General features: G+C 52.7%; 15 protein-coding genes. 13 read left to right on the forward strand and 2 right to left on the reverse strand.

Annotated elements, in window-relative coordinates:
- On the reverse strand, positions 1-894 hold the full coding sequence (locus PSE_RS11410; RefSeq protein ID WP_014285005.1) for a sugar kinase: 894 nt from the start codon (positions 892-894) through the stop codon (positions 1-3).
- Positions 895-1,085: 191 nt separating this feature from the next.
- On the opposite strand from PSE_RS11410, the gene yihU reads away from it, so the two are divergent.
- The 13 genes from yihU (at position 1,086) to PSE_RS11475 (ending at position 17,682) form a co-directional block, all read left to right on the forward strand.
- Entirely contained in the window at positions 1,086-1,979 is an 894-nt protein-coding gene (gene yihU, locus PSE_RS11415; RefSeq protein WP_014285006.1) for a sulfolactaldehyde 3-reductase, read from the forward strand.
- 15 nt (positions 1,980-1,994) lie between these two features.
- Positions 1,995-3,047 carry an aldose epimerase family protein gene (locus PSE_RS11420; RefSeq protein WP_014285007.1) on the forward strand — a complete coding sequence of 351 codons (1,053 nt, stop codon included), beginning with the start codon at positions 1,995-1,997 and terminating at the stop codon, positions 3,045-3,047.
- A gap of 33 nt (positions 3,048-3,080) precedes the next feature.
- Complete coding sequence (locus tag PSE_RS11425) at positions 3,081-3,821, forward strand: sulfite exporter TauE/SafE family protein (protein ID WP_014285008.1); 741 nt, start codon at positions 3,081-3,083, stop codon at positions 3,819-3,821.
- A gap of 195 nt (positions 3,822-4,016) precedes the next feature.
- A complete protein-coding gene (locus PSE_RS11430; RefSeq protein WP_014285009.1) occupies positions 4,017-4,871 on the forward strand; it encodes a ketose-bisphosphate aldolase in 855 nt (284 codons plus the stop codon).
- A 486-nt stretch (positions 4,872-5,357) separates the two neighbouring features.
- Positions 5,358-6,704: an L-fucose/L-arabinose isomerase family protein gene (locus PSE_RS11435; RefSeq protein WP_014285010.1), complete on the forward strand. Its 1,347-nt coding sequence runs from the start codon at positions 5,358-5,360 to the stop codon at positions 6,702-6,704.
- Between the two features lie 92 nt (positions 6,705-6,796).
- Positions 6,797-7,321: a TRAP transporter small permease gene (locus PSE_RS11440; RefSeq protein ID WP_008547275.1), complete on the forward strand. Its 525-nt coding sequence runs from the start codon at positions 6,797-6,799 to the stop codon at positions 7,319-7,321.
- Between the two features lie 30 nt (positions 7,322-7,351).
- On the forward strand, positions 7,352-8,641 hold the full coding sequence (locus tag PSE_RS11445) for a TRAP transporter large permease (RefSeq protein ID WP_014285011.1): 1,290 nt from the start codon (positions 7,352-7,354) through the stop codon (positions 8,639-8,641).
- Positions 8,642-8,713: 72 nt separating this feature from the next.
- Complete coding sequence (gene dctP / locus PSE_RS11450; RefSeq protein WP_008547109.1) at positions 8,714-9,769, forward strand: TRAP transporter substrate-binding protein DctP; 1,056 nt, start codon at positions 8,714-8,716, stop codon at positions 9,767-9,769.
- A gap of 126 nt (positions 9,770-9,895) precedes the next feature.
- Complete coding sequence (locus PSE_RS11455; RefSeq protein WP_014285014.1) at positions 9,896-11,911, forward strand: alpha-glucosidase; 2,016 nt, start codon at positions 9,896-9,898, stop codon at positions 11,909-11,911.
- Between the two features lie 283 nt (positions 11,912-12,194).
- A complete protein-coding gene (gene dhaK / locus PSE_RS11460; RefSeq protein WP_014285015.1) occupies positions 12,195-13,259 on the forward strand; it encodes a dihydroxyacetone kinase subunit DhaK in 1,065 nt (354 codons plus the stop codon).
- Between the two features lie 11 nt (positions 13,260-13,270).
- Positions 13,271-13,894 (forward strand): dihydroxyacetone kinase subunit DhaL, encoded by a 624-nt coding sequence (gene dhaL / locus PSE_RS11465; protein WP_014285016.1) that lies wholly within the window; start codon positions 13,271-13,273, stop codon positions 13,892-13,894.
- Positions 13,895-13,899: 5 nt separating this feature from the next.
- Positions 13,900-16,296: a phosphoenolpyruvate--protein phosphotransferase gene (ptsP, locus tag PSE_RS11470; protein ID WP_014285017.1), complete on the forward strand. Its 2,397-nt coding sequence runs from the start codon at positions 13,900-13,902 to the stop codon at positions 16,294-16,296.
- Between the two features lie 300 nt (positions 16,297-16,596).
- On the forward strand, positions 16,597-17,682 hold the full coding sequence (locus PSE_RS11475) for a glycerol dehydrogenase (RefSeq protein ID WP_014285018.1): 1,086 nt from the start codon (positions 16,597-16,599) through the stop codon (positions 17,680-17,682).
- Positions 17,683-17,799: 117 nt separating this feature from the next.
- Here PSE_RS11475 and PSE_RS11480 read toward each other — a convergent pair whose 3' ends face one another.
- Positions 17,800-18,261, reverse strand: coding sequence for an Lrp/AsnC family transcriptional regulator (locus PSE_RS11480; protein ID WP_041768195.1), 462 nt, complete (start codon positions 18,259-18,261; stop codon positions 17,800-17,802).
- Between the last annotated feature and the right edge of the window lie 89 nt (positions 18,262-18,350).

Genomic DNA, 18,350 nt, shown 5'->3' on the forward strand with positions numbered 1-18,350 from the left:
TCAGGCATCAGTCTTCAGGAATGCCTCAACACTGGCACGATCCGGGATTCCCTCCCGTCCGCCAAGACGTGTGCACTTGAGCGCGGCCACTGCACTGGAGAATGTAACGGCCTCTCTGGGCGCCATTTTCTCAGCAATTGCAACGGCAAAGGCACCGTGGAACACATCTCCTGCACCTGTGGTGTCTTTTACATCCACTTTGAAGCTAGCCTGGTGGCAGATCTCGTCTCCCTCCAGCCAGTAACATCCTTCGGAACCAACTGTAACATAGAGTTTAGCGTTTGTTTTCGTTTGCGCAATGCGCAACCCTGCCACAGGGTCATCAACCTGTGAGAATTTCGCCAGACCCGGCTCAGAGAAGGCAACATGATCGGCCAGTTCCACCAAATCCGTTATATCTTGGGGGGTTACGTCCCCATCAAGGACGGTAGGAACACCCGCTTTCTTCGCTTCCTTGAGGGCAAAAAGAGCGCCTTGATGCCAACGGACGTCGGCCAGAAGGGAGTTGTAGCACGCAAAATCAACTTTTTCGAGCCATCCGGTTTCAGGAGAGAGTTGGTCGCCTTGGTAATTTATGATCATTCGCTCACCGCGGTCATCCACCAAAACAGCCGAGAAGGATGAGCTGGCACCGGCAATCTGGTGGAGATGCTGAGTGTTGACATTGTAACCAGCCAACTCCTTGATCATGGTCGTGGCGACGTCATCAGTGCCTGCACGGCCTATGAAATCAACCGGATACCCAAGTTTACCTATGGCGACAGCGGCAGTCGCTGCAGGGCCTCCCCCAATCTCAAAGTAATCCGAAGCGACAAACTTACCTCCGGTGGTGGGCAATTGCTCGACTCTGAAAACACGGTCCAGAACTGTGATGCCAACGCACGCAATGACCATTTATCTCTCCGTTATTATACGCAGATTCTGATCAACTACAGCGAATATAGACCAGATATTGCGTGTTATTACTCATGTATGTACAAATTTATCACCAGAAAAGGACAAAAACAATCACAATGTGTTGTAATTTGCGCATCTTCAGTACTAAATGGACACAATGACAGTACTAACCATGATGAGGCACAGACATGGCAACAGTTGGATTTATCGGGTTGGGCCAGATGGGACAACCTATGGCGACGAACTTGGCCAAAGGTGGTCATACGCTGCGTGTTTATGATGTCAGCCCTGAGGCTGTTGCCTCCTTGGTTACCAAAGGCGCCGTTGCTGCGAGCAGTCCGGCAGAGGCTGCAGATGGGGCGGATTTTGTTGTAACCATGCTTCCAAACGGGGCGTTGGTTCGTGAAACTCTGATGGGTGAAAACGGTGTTGCGACAACGCTTTCCAAAGACGCGCTGGTGATTGATATGTCCACGGTGCATCCGCTGGAAACGGATGCGATGATTGCTGATATGGCGAAGCTTGGTTTTTCCATGATGGAAGCACCGGTCGGCCGAACGTCCGACCATGCGATTGCTGGTACTCTGCTGGTTCTGGCGGGTGGTACGAAAGAGCAGATTGCAAAAGCGCAGCCGCTCTTTGATCTGATGGGATCAGATATGGTGGATGCAGGTGGCCCGGGCAAGGGCATTCGTGTCAAGATCATCAACAACTACATGAGCATTGCGCTCAACACCCTCTCTGCAGAAGCGGTTGCTCTGTCAGAAGCCATTGGGCTTGAGTTTGATGCGGCCATGTCTGTCATGAGCGGAACGCCAGCAGGTAAAGGGCACTTCACCACCACGTGGCCAAATAAAGTGCTGGCTGGGGATCTGAGCCCCGCGTTCATGATTGACCATGCGCACAAGGATCTGGGTATTGCGCTGGATCTTGCCAATCAGGTGGGTGTGCCGATGCCAATGGGGGCAGCTTCCCGCGAAACCTACAATATAGCGCGCAGTGCAGGGCGAGGGCGTCAGGACTGGTCAGCTGTTCTGGAGCAATTGCGTGCGCTTTCAGGGCTTGAAACCAAAGCAAAGTAAAATCGGGAGATTCCAATGGAAGTCACTGTGGTTCCATTTGGTCAAGTGAACGGCAAAAGCGCAGATCTGATCACAATCACCAATAAGAATGGTCTTCAGGTTTCACTCACCAATTATGGCTGCATCGTCACATCGCTGATCGTTCCTGATCGCAATGGCAACAAGGATGATGTGGTGCTGGGATACGAGGCCCTGGAGAAGTATCTGGCGGGGCATCCGTTCTTTGGGGCAGTTGCCGGGCGGTGCGCAAACCGCATTCAGGATGGCAAGTTTACGCTGGATGGCGTGGCGTATCTGCTGGAAACCAATGAGCCGCCAACCGTGCAACACCTGCATGGTGGCAGCAAGGGTTTCGACAAGTATGTCTGGGGCTATGACATTGAAGAAAAAGCGGATGTTGTTCGTGTGCACCTGCATCGGGTGTCGCCAGATGGGGAATCTGGCTATCCGGGGACGCTGAGTGTTACTCACACCATCGCTCTGGATGATGTAAACCAGCTACACTTCAACTTCTGTGCCCATACCAGCAAGCCAACCATCCTCAATCTGGTGAACCACAGCTATTACAATCTGGCGGGGCACGACAAAGGCTCAGTCGAGAACCATGAACTGAAGCTGTTTGCGGATCATTATACGCCTGTTGCGGAGAACATGATCCCGACAGGGGAAGTGAAAAGCGTGGCAGGGTCAGGGCTGGACTTCCGTGAGGGGGCTGTCATCGGTCAGAATATGGATAAGCTCGATGGTCGCTGGATTGATCATAACTTCGTTCTGAACGGCGAGGGTCGAGGCAAATACAAGAAAGCGGCTGAGCTGTATGACCCAGCCTCGGGTCGTGTGATGGAAGTGGAGACAACGCAGCCTGCGATCCAGTTCTACAACGGTTTCAAGCTTTCCAATAAACCCTGGTTTGGGCGAAATGGCTATAAGTATGAGGCGTTTGGTGGGTTATGTCTGGAAACGCAGCACTTCCCGGATAGTCCGAACAAGCCGCACTTCCCCAGCATCCGGCTGGACCCGGAAGATGTCTATAAACAAAAGACGATCCATCGGTTCAGCACACGCTAATCATCTGCGCCAGTCGAGCGCCAGAGAAATACAATGACATTCGAAATCATCGTCGTTTCAGCGATCATAGCTCTGGGTAGCTTTACCCAGGGCCTCACAGGCTTCGGTCTGGCGCTTGTTTCAGTCCCCCTTCTGTCCCTTGCTATTGATGTGAAAGCTGCTGTTCCGGTAGCTGGCATCTTCGGCTGGTTGGTGACATTCCCGATCGTTTGGAAAATGCGCGCTCATGTCAGATGGAAGCCAGCTTTGCTGCTGTTTCTTGGCTCTTTGCCAGGGTCTTATCTGGGGGCGGACTTGCTCAAGCGGCTGCCTGCAGAAGCTATTCTGATCACCATGGGTGTCGTCCTCGTTGCCTCAAGCATCTACTCGTTCCTTTCCAGAGAGGCTTTGTTCAAAGAAGTTTCGAAACCGATCACTGTTGGAACCGGTTTCTTTTCAGGAGCTTTGGGCGCGAGTGTTGGTGAGCCGGGACCGCCGGTGATTGCTTACACTTCCATGCAGCCATGGACGGCAGATCAGGCCAAATCCACGCTCGTTTTCTTCTTTATGCTTCAGATGGTTGGGGCGATCACAGGCTTCTGGCTTCAGGGACTGCTCACCGATGTGGTGATTGGCCATGTGGTCAAAGCGCTGCCTGCATTCGTCATCGGCATGTCGCTTGGCATGTTTGGCTACCATCTGCTGCACACCTACAAAATTGACTATCACAAAATCATTCATGGACTGCTTTTGGTCATCGGACTGATGTTGATAGTCAAAAATCTACCAATTTGAACGAAATACCCTACGTAGCAATACGGTTGTGAGCAAAATTGGACATAAAAATGATCATTAATGTTGTTATTTGATCATATCTGTGAGAATTTACAGTCATAACCATAAATGGAAAGCGAAAATGCCAGCCACGGGTTCGGGTTTGGCATGAGGAGCCATCCAGCAGAACGTGGAATGACCCCGAGGACATAACAAATGCCTTACGTTTCAGGAAAAACAATGATCCAGCACGCTTGGGAGAACGGATACGCTATTGGCGCATTCAGTGCTCACAACGCGGAGTCCATTCGTGCGATCTTGACTGCAGCTGAAGAAGAACGCGCTCCGATCATGATCCAGGTTGGTCAGAAAGTGATCAACACGCTCGGCCTTTATCAGATGAAGGACATGATCGACACGTTCATGCGAGACATCACTGTGCCTGTCTGCATTCACCTGGATCACAGTCGCCAGTTTGAGCAGACAATGGAAGCCACTCGCGCAGGCTTTCAGTCGGTGATGTTTGATGGTTCTGGCTTTCCTTTCGAGGAAAACACTAAGACAACCAAAGCAGTAGCTGATGTTGCCCATGCTTTGGGCATTGGCTGCGAAGGTGAGATCGGCAAGATCGGCGGCACTGAAGATGACATCACCGTTGATGAAGCGGATGCCATGATCACCACAGTGGAAGAGGCGCAGGAGTTCGTCGAAAAGACCGGTGTGGACTATCTGGCGATCTCTGTCGGTACCGCGCACGGCGTGTACAAAAGCGAACCGAAGCTGGCCTTTGAGCGCATCAAGGAAATCAAGGAGCAAGTGAAGACGCCACTGGTTCTTCATGGTGGTTCTGGTGTGCCGGATGAGCAAGTTAAGAAGGCAGTTGAGCTAGGTGTTGCAAAGGTGAATGTAGATACTGAACTCCGCCAGGCCTTTACGCTGGGTGTGCAGGAAGTCTTTGCAAATGATCCTGAAGAGTTTCATCTGGCGCACTCACTCGGTCGCGGTGAGGAAGTCATGAAACAGAAAGTAAAAGAGAAGATTCGTGTCTTCGGGTCCAATGGAAAAGCCTAGATAACCTTCCAATGTGATTCCCGATGCTGCAACTCCTCCCGAGATGAGCAGCCAAGTGCCAGTCTGCCCCACAGACTGGCACTTCTTGTCTTAAGAGTATGTAAGAAAACGCTCAATTATGCCGTGTGTACCCTCCGTAAGCGCAGAAAACTGCGCATTTTAACGCAGACATATCACCGCATTGCTTGTTTTCTCCGCTGTCCTACTCTGAAAACTCCAGTTCCAAACACATGATCGTTCTTTGCGTCAAAAAATAACAGTGAACGTTGAAAAGTGGACAAAAATGTCAAATATCACAAAATAAATGAGCATAAAAGAAAAATAATGACCATTTATGTGGTATTACTCATGGTTAGTCACTAAGGTTCAAAGTAGTCTGTTTTTACAAGATAAGGGGGCTGGGGAGCCCTCGATAAAAAGGCCTGGGGGAGAGAGGTTTCAGACGCGGAAACGTCACTCTCGGCTAAATACAGTAGGGAGTTAATAATGTCCGTCGACACACCCCGTATTGGCATCGTCGCGCTCGGTCGTCCAACCTTTGATGTTCCCTATGCAGAAGAAATTCTCGCGCAAGCCTGGAAGAACCTCCAGACACTGGACGCTGAGTTTGTTGGTGAACCAAAGCTGCTGTTTGATGCGGACGCTGTCAAGGAAGTGATGCCAAAGCTTCAGGAAAAGCCGCTCGATATGCTTCTTCTGCTGCAGGTGACTTTCACCGACGCCACCATGACTGTTGAGCTTGGCAAAGCCATCGATGCGCCGCTCGTCATGTGGTCCTATCCGGAAGCAAGAACAGGTGGCCGTCTGCGCCTCAACTCATTCTGCGGTGTCAATCTGGCATCCCACGCTCTCAGCCGCAGCAACATCCGTCTCGATTATGTCCATGCAGCTGCTGAAAGTCCAAAAGCGATTGAAGAGCTGCGTTTGCTGGCGCGTGCCGGCGCAATCGTCAACCAGCTCAAAGGCTCAAAGCTCAAACTGGTTGGTGAGCATCCGGATGGGTTTGACGCCTGCAACTTCAATGAGCAGGAACTGGCAGACAGCTTTGGCATCAGTGTTGATCGTATTCCGGTGATCGACTTCATCGATCAGGTGAAGGAACTGCCGGATGAAGTCGCGGACGCACCTTATGAGCGGCGTGCAAAGGACTTTCCAAATCTGGCAGAGCTGGATCAGGAAGCCACCTGCAAAACACTCAAGGTTTATTCCAAGCTGCGCACCGAAGCAGATGAAAAAGATTATGCCGGTGTTGCAGTGCGCTGCTGGCCAGACTTCTTTACCGAATACGGATGTGCCGCGTGTGGTGCGTTGGCGCTCCTGAATGAAGACCGGACCCCAAGTGGCTGTGAAGCTGACATGATGGGTGTCGTGACATCTCTCACATTGCAGCACGCATCGGGCAATAGCGTGTTCAACACTGATCTTGTTGACGTGAATGTTGAAGATGACACGGTTGTGTTCTGGCATTGCGGGCAGGCGCCAATTGATATGGCCGATCGCGACCAGCCAGTGCAGGGAACGATCCATAGTAACCGCAAGCTGCCATTGCTTTCCGAGTTTGCTTTGAAGCCGGGGCGCATCACCATGGCGCGCTTCAGCCAGGGGCATGGCAAGCTGCGCCTCATACTGGCTGGTGGTGAAATGGTACGTGCTCCATTGGCGTTTTCTGGCACTGCTGGCACAGCAAAGCTGGACACACCGGTCAAAGACTTCATGGAAAAGATGATTGCTGAAGGGCTGGAGCATCACACTGCTCTGACTTACGGCGACCATCGTCCGGTTCTTCGAGCGCTTGCCAAGCGCCTCGGTATCGAGGTGGTCGAACTCACCTGATACCCGGAGCGTTCTGAAGCTGTCTTTGGCTCTCATGCTTCAGAGCGCTCTTTCCTCTCTTTGGGCAACTCTTAAGGCAAGGAAAGAGCATCATGCTTAAGGCGATCGAAAAAGGCCTCGCCGCCATCAACAATCCCATCGCCCGGGCAGGCGAGTATGTTGGTGGACTTTTCCTGGTCATCATGACCTCAATTGTGCTGCTGCAGGTTTTCTTCCGTTACATCCTCAACAGTCCCATCAGCTGGACGGATGAAGCCTCGCGCTTTCTGATGATTTACATGACGTATCTGGCGCTGCCGGTCATCTATCTGACAGGTAAAAATATCGCCATGACGTTTGTACTGGATGCAGTGGAGGGAACACGCATCGGGCATCTGCTGAAAGCCATCATTCATGTGATTGCGCTGGTTTTGTTCGCAGTCTGGATCAAGTTTGGCTGGGTGTTCTTTGGCACGGGTTCTGTCACCGCAGATAGTCTGCCGATCCCAATGTACGTGATCTACATCGCGCCGCCTGCGCTGCTGGCAATCACCTGCCTCGCGGCTTTGCAGAAGCTGGTAGGCGAGCTGGACCAGTTCATCCATTTCAACGCTAATAACAAAAGCGAAAACGCTTAGGCTCCAATACCTTAACGGGAGTGTGCAGGTATGGTCTCTCCGATCTTCCTTCTATATTTCTTGATCTTCTTGTTGATTGGTGCCCCGGTGCTTTTCGCGCTTGGTTTGTCTCCTGTGATTGCTCTGTTCCAGGACGACAAGGTTCTCTTCATCAACATGCTTTACCAGCGCCTTTACGCTGGTCTCGACAACTTCCTGCTGCTGGCGCTGCCGTTCTTTATGCTGGCGGGTGAATTCATGGTGAACGGTGGCATCACCACTCGCATCATCACCTTCTCACAAACCATGGTGCAGCACTTCCGTGGTGGTCTCGGTCACGTGGTGATCCTGGCTTCCACCCTGTTTGCAGCGCTGACTGGGTCTTCTGTGGCGGCAACCTCTGCGATTGGCAACATGCTGATCCCTGAGATGGAGCGTTACAAATATGACCGCACCTATGCGGCGGCTCTGACTGCAGCGGCAACAGTTCTGGGCACCATCATCCCACCAAGCGGTATCATGCTCATCTACGCTTTCGTGATGAACACCTCCGTGGCTGCGATGTTCATCGCAGGTGTGGTCCCTGGCATCATCTTCTGCATCGGCCTGATGATCATCAACCGCTGGCAGATCAAGAAGTATCCTGATGTTGAGCAGTTTGAACGGGCCAGCCGCAAAGAGCGCTGGAACAGCTTCTCCATGGCTTTCTTCCCGCTGCTTACACCTGTGATCATTCTGGGCGGTATCTACTCAGGTGTCTTCACGCCAACTGAAGCTGCTGCGGTGGCCGTGTTCTACGCGCTGATCCTGTCCGTGGTCGTGCTGAAAGTGCTCAAGCCTGCCAGCGTCTTCCCGATGTTCATGCGCATCGCTGTCAATGCAGCGGCAATTCTGATCATCGTGGCCGCGGCGAGCGGGTTTGCTTCAGCCATCTCTCTGTCCGGCATCGCGAAGGACATTACCTCCTTCTTCCTCGGTATCACCCGTGACCCTTACCTGCTGTTCTTCATCATCAACGTCTTCCTGTTCATCGTCGGCATGTTCCTCGATGCAGGTCCGGCAATCCTGATCTTCGCGCCAATTCTTGCGCCGATCATGACACAGGCAGGTATCGATCCGGTCCACTTCGGTGTGGTCATGTGCGCCAACCTTTCCATCGGTCTGGCAACACCGCCAATGGGTCTCGTTCTCTTCGTCGCCTCAAGTGTTTCCGGGGTGCCGTTGCAAAAGATCTCGAAAGCGATCCTACCGTTCCTAGCGATCGAGTTTGTGATCATCTTCCTGATTTCATTCTTCCCTGCGCTCGTCATCGGTTTCCCGAAACTGCTGGGCGTGATGTAGGCGAACCAACCCTTACCAACGTGCTGCAACGGGAGTGGGGCAGCAGACTTTAAAACTCATGTGGAGGAAAACATGAACTTTAAGAAAACAGCAATCGCATTGCTCAGCTCAGTTTTCATGGCTGCGGGTGCACAGGCGGCGGATTACACTCTGACTGCTCCGCACGTAACCAACCTTGACGGTTACAACCACCAGTCACTGCTCGTGTTTAAAAACTTTGTAGAATCCCGCTCCAATGGCGCGATCGAAGTCGAGATCTATCCGGGCGGTCAGCTTTGCGGCACAGCGAAAGAGTGTCTGGCAGGCGTTCAGAACGGTATGTTTGATTACTTCCAGACCACCATTCCGGAACTGGCAAACTACTGGTCTCCAGTGAGCGCATTCGACCTGCCATACATGCTGCGTGACGACCGCGTTGCCGAGTGTGTCTATGACAACGACGAGTTCCTTGCAGACGTTCGCGGCAACGTTCTTGGCAGAACCAATGATACTCTGCGCCTGATGATGGTATCCAACTCCGGCGGCTGGCGTAACATTGCGACCACTGACAAGCAGGTCAAAAATCCTGATGACGTAAAAGGCCTGAAACTGCGTACCGTTCCAGCTCCAATCCAGCAGGAACTGGTGAAACAGCTCGGTGCGGCGCCAACTCCAATCTCCTGGCCTGAAGTTTACACTGCCTTGTCTACCGGTGTTGTTGATGGCACCAAGAACGGCATCGTGGACATCACCATGATGAAGTTCCAGGAAAGCCTGAAGTACATCGCTCTGGATGGCCACGCTTACATGGGCGGCGTTTGGGTGATGAACAACGCCAAGTTCAACTCCATGCCAGAAGAACTGCGCAAAGTGGTGATTGATGGTGTAGCAGCTCAGAACCAGTATCTGCGCTCCTATCCAAAATGGCGTGAGTTCGCAGCGTTTGAGGAGTTCCGCGAAGCAGGTGGCACCATCTACACCCCAACCACAGAAGACCGTGCAGCATTCAAGGCAGCAACTGCTGGCGTGCGCGACTACTTCATCGAAAACAGCGACGCAGACGGCAAGGCTTGGCTGGAGCGCTTTGAAAATGAAATCAAAGCATGTGAAGCTAAGATCGATGCGTCCTACGCAGCTTCTCTGAAGTAAGACAAGAGGGCGCGGACCACATCATCCGCGCCCTTTTTCTATCCGTTCCAGATTTTCGATAGCCCGGTGCTGACAGACCGATCCGCCAGAACAGGCCGGTGTCGCACCAACTCCGCAGGCACTCACATGAACATTGTTAAACAAGAAAATGGCTTCACTGTTCTGCATAAAGACCGCACCGTTTTTACGCACAGCTTGGATAAACCGGCAATCTTTCTGGGAAGCGGTCAAGGCACCTTCGATATGTATCGTGGGAACTTTGACATCAAAGACTATGTCGAATCCCGCCTGCCAATGCGTGCTTTCAGGATTGATGAGGAAGCCGATAAGGCAAGCATCACACTTGGGGTTGATGGCGAGGACTACCTCACGCTGACCATTTATGAGACGGAAGAAGGCCGCCTGAAAGTGGACTTCAACAGCCTGAAAGATGAGGTGAACCGTTTCTGGATGCGCGTCCATGCAACACCGGAAGAGAAGGTCTACGGTTGCGGTGAGCAGCTGACCTACTTCAATCTGCGTGGCAAGAACTTCCCGCTCTGGACGTCTGAACCAGGCGTTGGCCGTAACAAGAACAACTACGTGACATGGCTGGCGGACACCAAGGATAAAGCGGGCGGTGATTACTACAACACCAACTACCCGCAGCCGACCTTTGTCTCCAACGACAAATACTTCTGCCACTTGCAGACAACAGCCTACGCGGACTTTGATTTCCGCCATGATGACTTCCATGAGCTGCAGGCCTGGAACATCCCAGACTATCTGCTGTTTGACCGGGAAGACAGCTTCACTGCGCTCGTCGGCAATATCTCTGATGTTTTCGGTACGCAGCCAGAACTGCCGGATTGGGTGCTGGATGGCGTGATCCTGGGCATTCAGGGCGGCACCGATATCACCCTCGAGAAGATCGAGCGGGCCAGAAAGGCGGGTGTCAAAGTCGCGGGTGTCTGGAACCAGGACTGGCAGGGCATCAAGATGACGTCCTTCGGCAAGCGCTTGCATTGGAACTGGGAATGGAGCCCTGAACTGTATCCGGGCCTTGATACCAAGATCCATGAGCTGAAAGAAGATGGCGTCCGCTTCCTCGGCTACATCAATCCGTATGTGCTGGAAGGTCAGTCCCTTTACAAAATCGCCAAGGAAAAAGGCTATCTGGCCACCAAGGCTGATGGTGGTGACTATCTAGTTGATTTCGGCGAGTTCTATTGTGGTGTGGTGGACTTCACCAATGATGAGGCCTGCGAATGGTACAAGGGCGTCATCAAGGAAAATCTGATCGGCTTTGGCCTTGATGGCTGGATGGCTGACTTCAGTGAGTACCTGCCAACCGACTGCACACTGTCTAATGGGCGTTCAGCTGAACTGGAGCATAACGACTGGCCACGCCGTTGGGCGAAGATCAACCACGAAGCCATTGAGGAATGCGGCAAGACCGATGACATCCTGTTCTTCATGCGGGCAGGTGGCACAGGCTTCCAGCGGTACTGCCATGTGCTTTGGGCGGGTGACCAATGCGTGGACTGGTGCCTTGAAGATGGTCTGGCCTCGGTCATTCCGGGTGCTCTGTCGGCTGGCCTGATGGGCAACGGTATCCACCACTCGGATGTGGGTGGTTACACCACTTTGCATGGTATGAAGCGCACCAAAGAGCTGATGATGCGTTGGATTGATTTCTGCGCATTCACGCCAATGATGCGCTCTCACGAAGGCAACCGTCCGGGTGACAATCACCAGTTCGACACAGATGATGAAACGCTCTTCCATCTGGGACGGATGTCCCGCGCATTCGTCAGCATGAAGCCTTACCTGAAAGCCGCGATTGCGGAAAACACAGAGGCAGGCATTCCGGTGATGCGCCCGCTGTTCATGCATTATGAGCAAGATGAAACGGCCTACGACATTCAGTTCCAATACCTGTTGGGCCGCGATGTGATGGTCGCACCGGTCTACAATAAAGAAGAGACTGAGTGGAAGCTGTACCTGCCAGAAGATGACTGGGTGCATGCGTGGTCGGGGCAGGCGTTCAAAGGTGGCTGGGTCACCGTGGATGCACCGCTTGGTGAGCCGCCTGTTTTCTATCGTAAATCCAGCGAATATTCAGACCTGTTTGCAGCTTTGCCTCAGGTCGCAAAAGCCTAATACTCTTCGGTTTTCGCAGGTTGCTTGGCCCGCGAAAACCACCCTCGGTGCGATGCCGATCACTGTCAAATTTCAACCTACCAAATGAAGAGGACGATATTCCGCAGGTATTCAGAGAACACGGAACTTGCACAATCTTGGCATGGGATGCGCCTTCGTTAATCAGATGCCTTCTGGCCCTGAGCAACAAGGTGAAATGTTGGAGAGTTTAAGTTCGTGAAGGCTCTTTAAACCAACGGAATAACCAGGTCCAGATTTGCTGCTCGGGAGTTAAGCAAAAACAATGAAGAAACTGATCAACCGCGTTGAAGATGTCGTTGCTGAACAGCTGGCTAGCATGCGTGCAGCACGACCGGAACTGAAGTTCTCCGAGGAGCCGCGCTACATCTGGAGGGAGGACAACACAGACAAAGTTTCCCTCATTTCTGGTGGTGGCAGCGGTCACGAACCCCTTCATGCTGGATACATCGGCAAAGGTATGCTGACAGCCGCTTGCCCGGGTGAAGTGTTCACATCTCCAACACCTGACCAGATGTACGAATGCGGTAAGGAGGTAAACAACGGCAAGGGCGTTCTGTTCTTCATCAAGAACTACACCGGCGACGTCCTCAATTTTGAATCTGCCGTTGAGCTTCTTCACTTTGATGACATCCCAGTGGGCTCTATCACCATTGATGATGATGTGGCCGTGAAAGACAGCCTCTACACAGCTGGCCGCCGTGGTGTAGGCGCCACCGTATTGATCGAGAAGATTGTGGGTGCTGCAGCTGAGGCTGGATATGATCTGGCCCAGTGTGAGGAACTGACGCTGCGCCTTAACAATCGGGCCCGTTCCTTTGGTGTTGCATTGTCTGCCTGCACAGTACCAGCCAACGGCAAGCCGTCTTTTGAACTGGCAGATAATGAAATCGAGTTTGGTGTCGGTATTCACGGGGAACCGGGTATCGAACGCCGCTCCTACAGCGACCTCAATACACTGGTTGAGCAGATGTGTGATGAGATCATCAACACACCGGCGTACACCCGCACCGTTCGTACATGGGACCGTGAGACAGGTGAATGGAAAGAGCAGGACATCACTACAGAAGAGTTCAAGCAGGGCGACCAGTTCATCGTGATGGTGAATGGTCTGGGCGGCACCACTCAGGGTGAGCTGTATGGCGTTTACGGCAAAATGGCAGAGTGCTTTGACAAAGCTGGCTACAAGCTGGCCCGTAACCTTGTCGGCAACTACTGCACCGCGCTGGATATGGGAGGCTTCTCCATCACCTTGCTGAAGGCTGACGAAGAAACTCTGAAGCTTTGGGATGTCCCGGTCAATGCACCAGCCTTGCGCTGGGGAGTTTAAGGATTACGGCTATGACAGTAAAAAAAGAACAACTCCTGGAATGGCTTAAAGACTGTGCCGCGGTGTTTGCCGAACAGCGTGATTACCTCACTCAGCTTGATGCAGACATTGGTGATGCTGACCATGGCATCAACATGAACCGCGGTTTTGAGAAGGTGCTGGAAAAGCTGCCAACTATGGATGCCATGTCCATTGAGATGATCCTCAAAACCACGGGCATGACACTCATGTCTTCCATTGGTGGAGCTTCTGGTCCGCTCTATGGAACGTTCTTCATTCGTGCAGCGGCCTCCGCAAAGGGCAAGGATGAGCTGGATCTGGCAGGCCTGACAGCTGTGCTGGAGGCTGGTGTTGCTGGCATCGTTGCACGCGGCAAGGCTGAACCGGGCGATAAAACCATGTGTGATGTCTGGTGGCCTGTGCTTGACGCGGCCAAAGCAGCTGAGAACCTGGAGGCTGCCTTGCTAGCCATGGTAGCTGCAGCAGATGCTGGCGTTGCCTCCACGGTTGATATGCGGGCAAAGAAGGGGCGTGCGAGCTATTTGGGTGAACGCTCCATCGGACATCAGGATGCTGGTGCAACCTCAACCATGTTCATGGTCAAAGCGCTCTCCCGCGCGGTCGTTGGGAGTTAAGCGAAGTGGTAGGCATCGTCGTTGTGTCTCACAGCGCCAAGCTGGCAGAAGGTGTTGCCGAGCTGGCGCAGCAGATGACACAGAACAAGTGTGCCCTTGCAGTGGCGGGCGGGATTGATGATCCCGCCAACCCAATCGGCACAGACCCCGTTCAAGTGATGACCGCCATCGAAACCGTAATGGATGACGATGGCGTTTTGGTTCTTATGGACCTTGGCAGTGCACTGCTGAGTGCCGAGATGGCTCTGGAGTTGCTCGGGGATGAAGTTGCATCCTCCGTCGAACTCTGCGCCGCTCCCATTGTGGAAGGCACCATGGCAGCTGCTGTTGCTGCTGGCTCTGGCTTGCCATTGACTGCCGTGAAAGAAGAAGCGCTTGGCGCGCTGAGTGCCAAGAAAAAGCATCTGGGTGTTGAAGAAGAGGTGGTCGTCACTGCGGCGCCTGAGGCCCCGGTTGGAGAGGAGCTTCGGTTCAGCTGGACTGTGCTTAATCCTCACGGCCTACACGCGCGCCCTGCGGCTGCTATTGTCGGTGCCCTTGCTGGTTTTGATGCTGTTCTTCAAATTGAAAAAGCAGAAGAACGCGCCAACGCCAAAAGCCTCAACGCCATTGCCGGTCTTTCCGTGCGCCGTGATGATGAAATCACATTTATTGCCCGTGGGGTACAGGCAGAACAAGCTATTGCGGCTTTCAAAGCTCTGGCTGAAGACGGGTTTGGTGAAGATGTAAGCGCAGAGCCTGTGGTTGCGGAAGCGGAACCAGCTTCTCCTCCCTTGCAAAGTGTTGAAGGTGCGATCGCAGGCCTTCCAGCGTCGCAAGGCATCGCCTTTGGTCGTGTTGTCTTCTTCCAATCTGTTATGCCAGCTGTGCCGGATCGGGCCTTTGCTGGTGTCGATGAAGAAAGCGACCGCCTGTTTGCAGCAATCGGTTCTATCGCCAGCGAAATGCAACGCAGCGCAAAGTCTGCGAAAGATGCAGACCAGTCCGGCATCTTCACCGCTCACGTTGCCATGCTGACGGATCCAGAACTGGAACCGAAACTGCGTGGTTACATAGCGGACGAAAACGCGATAGCCGAACAGGCTTGGATCTCGGTGATGTTTGAGCTCAAAGCCCAGTATGAAGCCGCTGACAGTGACTATATGCGCCAACGGGCTGTAGACATCTGGGACATCACGCGACAAGTCATGGTTCAGTTGACTGGATCGGAAGGTGAGGGCGCCTCTGTGCCTGCCAACTCAATCCTGATTGCTGAGGATCTGACGCCAACTGACACAGCGAAGCTGGATAAAGAACACGTACTCGGCATCTGCCTGACAGGTGGCGGCAAAACCTCTCACAGTGCGATCATCGCCAGAGCCATGGGCATCCCGGCGATTGTTCGAGCGGCTGGTGCGTTTGATCTGTTGGAAGATGGTCAGCAGGTCGTGCTTGATGGCTTTGAAGGCCTGCTCTGGACGGATCCTTCTGAAGAGATGGAAGCGGATCTGGTTGCTCAGCACGAAGCATGGAAAGCGGAACAGGCAGAAGCCGCATCTAAGGCCATGGAACCAGCCATCACGCTCGATGGTGTTCATTTCCCGGTACAAGCCAACATCGGTAGTTTTGAAGACGCTGAGAAAGCCGTTGCAGCAGGCGCAGAAGGCGTCGGCCTGATGCGGACGGAGTTTCTGTTTCAGTCACGCGCTGAGTTGCCGGATGAGCAATCTCAGTACGAAGAGTACAAGCGCATTGCAGCCGCCTTTGGAGATCATCCTATCACCATCCGCACGCTCGATGTTGGCGGGGATAAGCCACTGGAAAGCTACCCGGTGGAGGCGGAAGAGAACCCGTTTCTGGGGCATCGCGGGGTGCGAATGTGCCTTGCGGACAGGAAACTCTTTTCAACGCAAATTCGCGCACTCATTCGCGCAGCCGCTGAGCAGCCCAACATTCAGATGATGATCCCAATGATTTCAACGGTTTCTGAGTTGAAAGACTGCAAAAAACTGGTCGAGGAAGCGCGTGAAGAGCTCGGGCTTTCACATAGCAACGCACCGATGAACGTTGGGATCATGATTGAGGTGCCTTCTGCTGTGTTGGATGCGGATAACCTGGCAGCTGAGGCGGATTTCTTCTCCATCGGCACCAATGATCTGACCCAGTATGTGATGGCTGCTGATCGCGGAAATCCTAAGGTTTCTGAGTTGGTTGACTATACTCAGCCTGCAGTGCTCAGGGCCATCCGTATGACCTGCGAGGCGGGGAAACGCGCGGGGATACCCGTTAGTATGTGTGGTGAAATGGCAGGTGACACCCAGGTCACCGAGTTGCTGCTCAAAGCAGGTATCTCCAAGCTCTCAGCCAGCGCCTCACTGCTGCCGGCACTGAAAGAACAGATCAGACAAACCTCCCTGAGTTGATCTCATAAGTGTCGGATAACCATGCCCGCTTGCCCCTCGGCAAGCGGGTGTTTTGGCGTATCCAGCAGTCCACTGTACATTCGATATTTGATGGCTAATTTGATTTTATTATTACATTATGAGATTTTAATATGACAAATAATGTATATTTATGATCGTTTACGGATTTATCCGAATGGTATCTCCAAAAAGTGACACCTAGTATTTCACTGAATGAAGACGCTTGCAGGGTGCCCGTACACCCACTTCGGTACGCTCTGTCCGGGGATAAGCGGCAACCTCCAACAGTGAGATTACACCATGGACCAGATCATCATTTCTCCGAGCAAATACGTTCAGGGCGAAGACACCATCGCCAAAATCGGTGACTACATAAAACCCCTGGGCCAAAAAGCAGCTATCCTCGCTGACAGCTTCGTGACTGGCCTTGTTGGAGACACCGTCAAAAAGAGCTGTGCAGACGCTGGTATCGAACAGCGTATGGAAGAGTTTGGCGGTGAATGTTCCCGCGCCGAGGTCGATCGTCTGATGGAGATCTTCAAGGCAGAAGGCTCTGATGTAGTCGTCGGTATCGGTGGCGGTAAAACACTTGACACAGCCAAAGCCATTGGGTTTTATCAAAAAATTCCAGTGGTCGTAGTGCCAACCATCGCCTCAACTGATGCGCCAACCTCTGCGCTTGCGGTGATTTATACCCCTGAAGGTGAGTTCTCAGAGTATCTGTTGTTCCCATCCAATCCGAACCTGGTGATCATGGACACCAAGATCATCGCAGGGGCTCCGGTTCGCCTGCTGATCGCTGGTATCGGTGATGCGTTATCCACCTACTTTGAGGCCCGTGCCAATGGCCTTTCCGGCAAAGCCACCATGGCAGGCGGCCTCCCAACCAAAGCCGCTCAGGCCCTCGCCAAGCTCTGTTACGACACCCTACTGGCTGATGGTTACAAGGCCAAGGTCGCCGTTGAAAACGGAGTGTCTTCAACTGCAGTGAAAAACATCATTGAAGCCAATACCTTACTCTCCGGTCTCGGCTTCGAAAGCTCTGGTCTGGCTGCCGCTCACGCCATCCATAACGGCCTGACAAAACTGGAAGAATGCCATCACCTCTATCATGGCGAGAAAGTTGCTTTCGGTACATTGACCCAGCTGCTTCTTGAAAATGCACCAATGGAAGAAATCCAAGAAGTCCTCACCCTTTGCCGCTCCGTCGGCCTCCCAACCAACCTGTTCGACATGGGCGTCAAAGAACTGGACCACGCCAAACTCATGGAAGTCGCAGAAGCCTCCTGCGCAGAAGGCGAAACCATCCACAACATGCCTTTCTCCGTCACCCCAGAAATGGTCTACGCCGCCATGCTCTCCGCCCATCAGATCGGGCTGAAGTGAGCGTTAATTTGTGAATTTACTCGAGGCTGTCGCGTTTAGTTTCATCCTTGTCTTTGGATGGGGAGAAACAAACGCGACAGTCAGCTACAAACTATAAGTCTCTTAGAGATATGCCCATCAAACCGAAACCTTCACGCCTGTCTTAATCGGGTCCATTGAAACGAAGGTTTTGAATTTTTTGATGTTTCCGTTTTTGAAGAAGATGCGGCGGGTGAATTCTTCGTAAGCTGACATGCTTTCCACGACGACGACCAGTACGAAATCAATCTCTCCCGTAACATAGAAGCATTGCTGAACTTCCGGGGCATCACGGAAGTTTTGCTTGGCTGCGTCGATGTCGGTTGGCAGTTCGCTGACCAGTTCTACCTCAACAAAAATTGTGATTGGCAGTCCCACCATCGCTGGATCAACCACAGCAACATTGGCAGCAATAACACCTTCTGCTTCCATACGCCGAATGCGGCGCTGGACGGAGGGGGCGGACAGATTGACGGCCTCGCCAATTTTTTGCTGAGAGGTGCGGTTGTCTGCTTGTAGGATGCGCAAAATGGCGCGGTCATATGAGTCTAAAGGTGTCATGTGAAAGATTATTGCATATCAAGCGTCTATATTCAGCGCATTTTTCACATCTGATGAAGTATTAATTCAGATAATCAGTTGAACTGCAG

It is taken from the genome of Pseudovibrio sp. FO-BEG1, assembly GCF_000236645.1.
Classification (GTDB): Bacteria; Pseudomonadota; Alphaproteobacteria; order Rhizobiales; family Stappiaceae; genus Pseudovibrio.

Coding starts and splice junctions, on each gene's coding strand:
- dhaK (WP_014285015.1), top strand. CDS start 12,195: ATGAAGAAACTGATCAACCGCGTTGAAGATGTCGTTGCTGAACAGCTG.
- PSE_RS11425 (WP_014285008.1), top strand. CDS start 3,081: ATGACATTCGAAATCATCGTCGTTTCAGCGATCATAGCTCTGGGTAGC.
- PSE_RS11480 (WP_041768195.1), bottom strand. CDS start 18,261: ATGACACCTTTAGACTCATATGACCGCGCCATTTTGCGCATCCTACAA.
- PSE_RS11455 (WP_014285014.1), top strand. CDS start 9,896: ATGAACATTGTTAAACAAGAAAATGGCTTCACTGTTCTGCATAAAGAC.
- yihU (WP_014285006.1), top strand. CDS start 1,086: ATGGCAACAGTTGGATTTATCGGGTTGGGCCAGATGGGACAACCTATG.
- PSE_RS11435 (WP_014285010.1), top strand. CDS start 5,358: ATGTCCGTCGACACACCCCGTATTGGCATCGTCGCGCTCGGTCGTCCA.
- dctP (WP_008547109.1), top strand. CDS start 8,714: ATGAACTTTAAGAAAACAGCAATCGCATTGCTCAGCTCAGTTTTCATG.
- PSE_RS11445 (WP_014285011.1), top strand. CDS start 7,352: ATGGTCTCTCCGATCTTCCTTCTATATTTCTTGATCTTCTTGTTGATT.
- PSE_RS11440 (WP_008547275.1), top strand. CDS start 6,797: ATGCTTAAGGCGATCGAAAAAGGCCTCGCCGCCATCAACAATCCCATC.
- dhaL (WP_014285016.1), top strand. CDS start 13,271: ATGACAGTAAAAAAAGAACAACTCCTGGAATGGCTTAAAGACTGTGCC.
- PSE_RS11475 (WP_014285018.1), top strand. CDS start 16,597: ATGGACCAGATCATCATTTCTCCGAGCAAATACGTTCAGGGCGAAGAC.
- PSE_RS11430 (WP_014285009.1), top strand. CDS start 4,017: ATGCCTTACGTTTCAGGAAAAACAATGATCCAGCACGCTTGGGAGAAC.
- PSE_RS11410 (WP_014285005.1), bottom strand. CDS start 894: ATGGTCATTGCGTGCGTTGGCATCACAGTTCTGGACCGTGTTTTCAGA.
- PSE_RS11420 (WP_014285007.1), top strand. CDS start 1,995: ATGGAAGTCACTGTGGTTCCATTTGGTCAAGTGAACGGCAAAAGCGCA.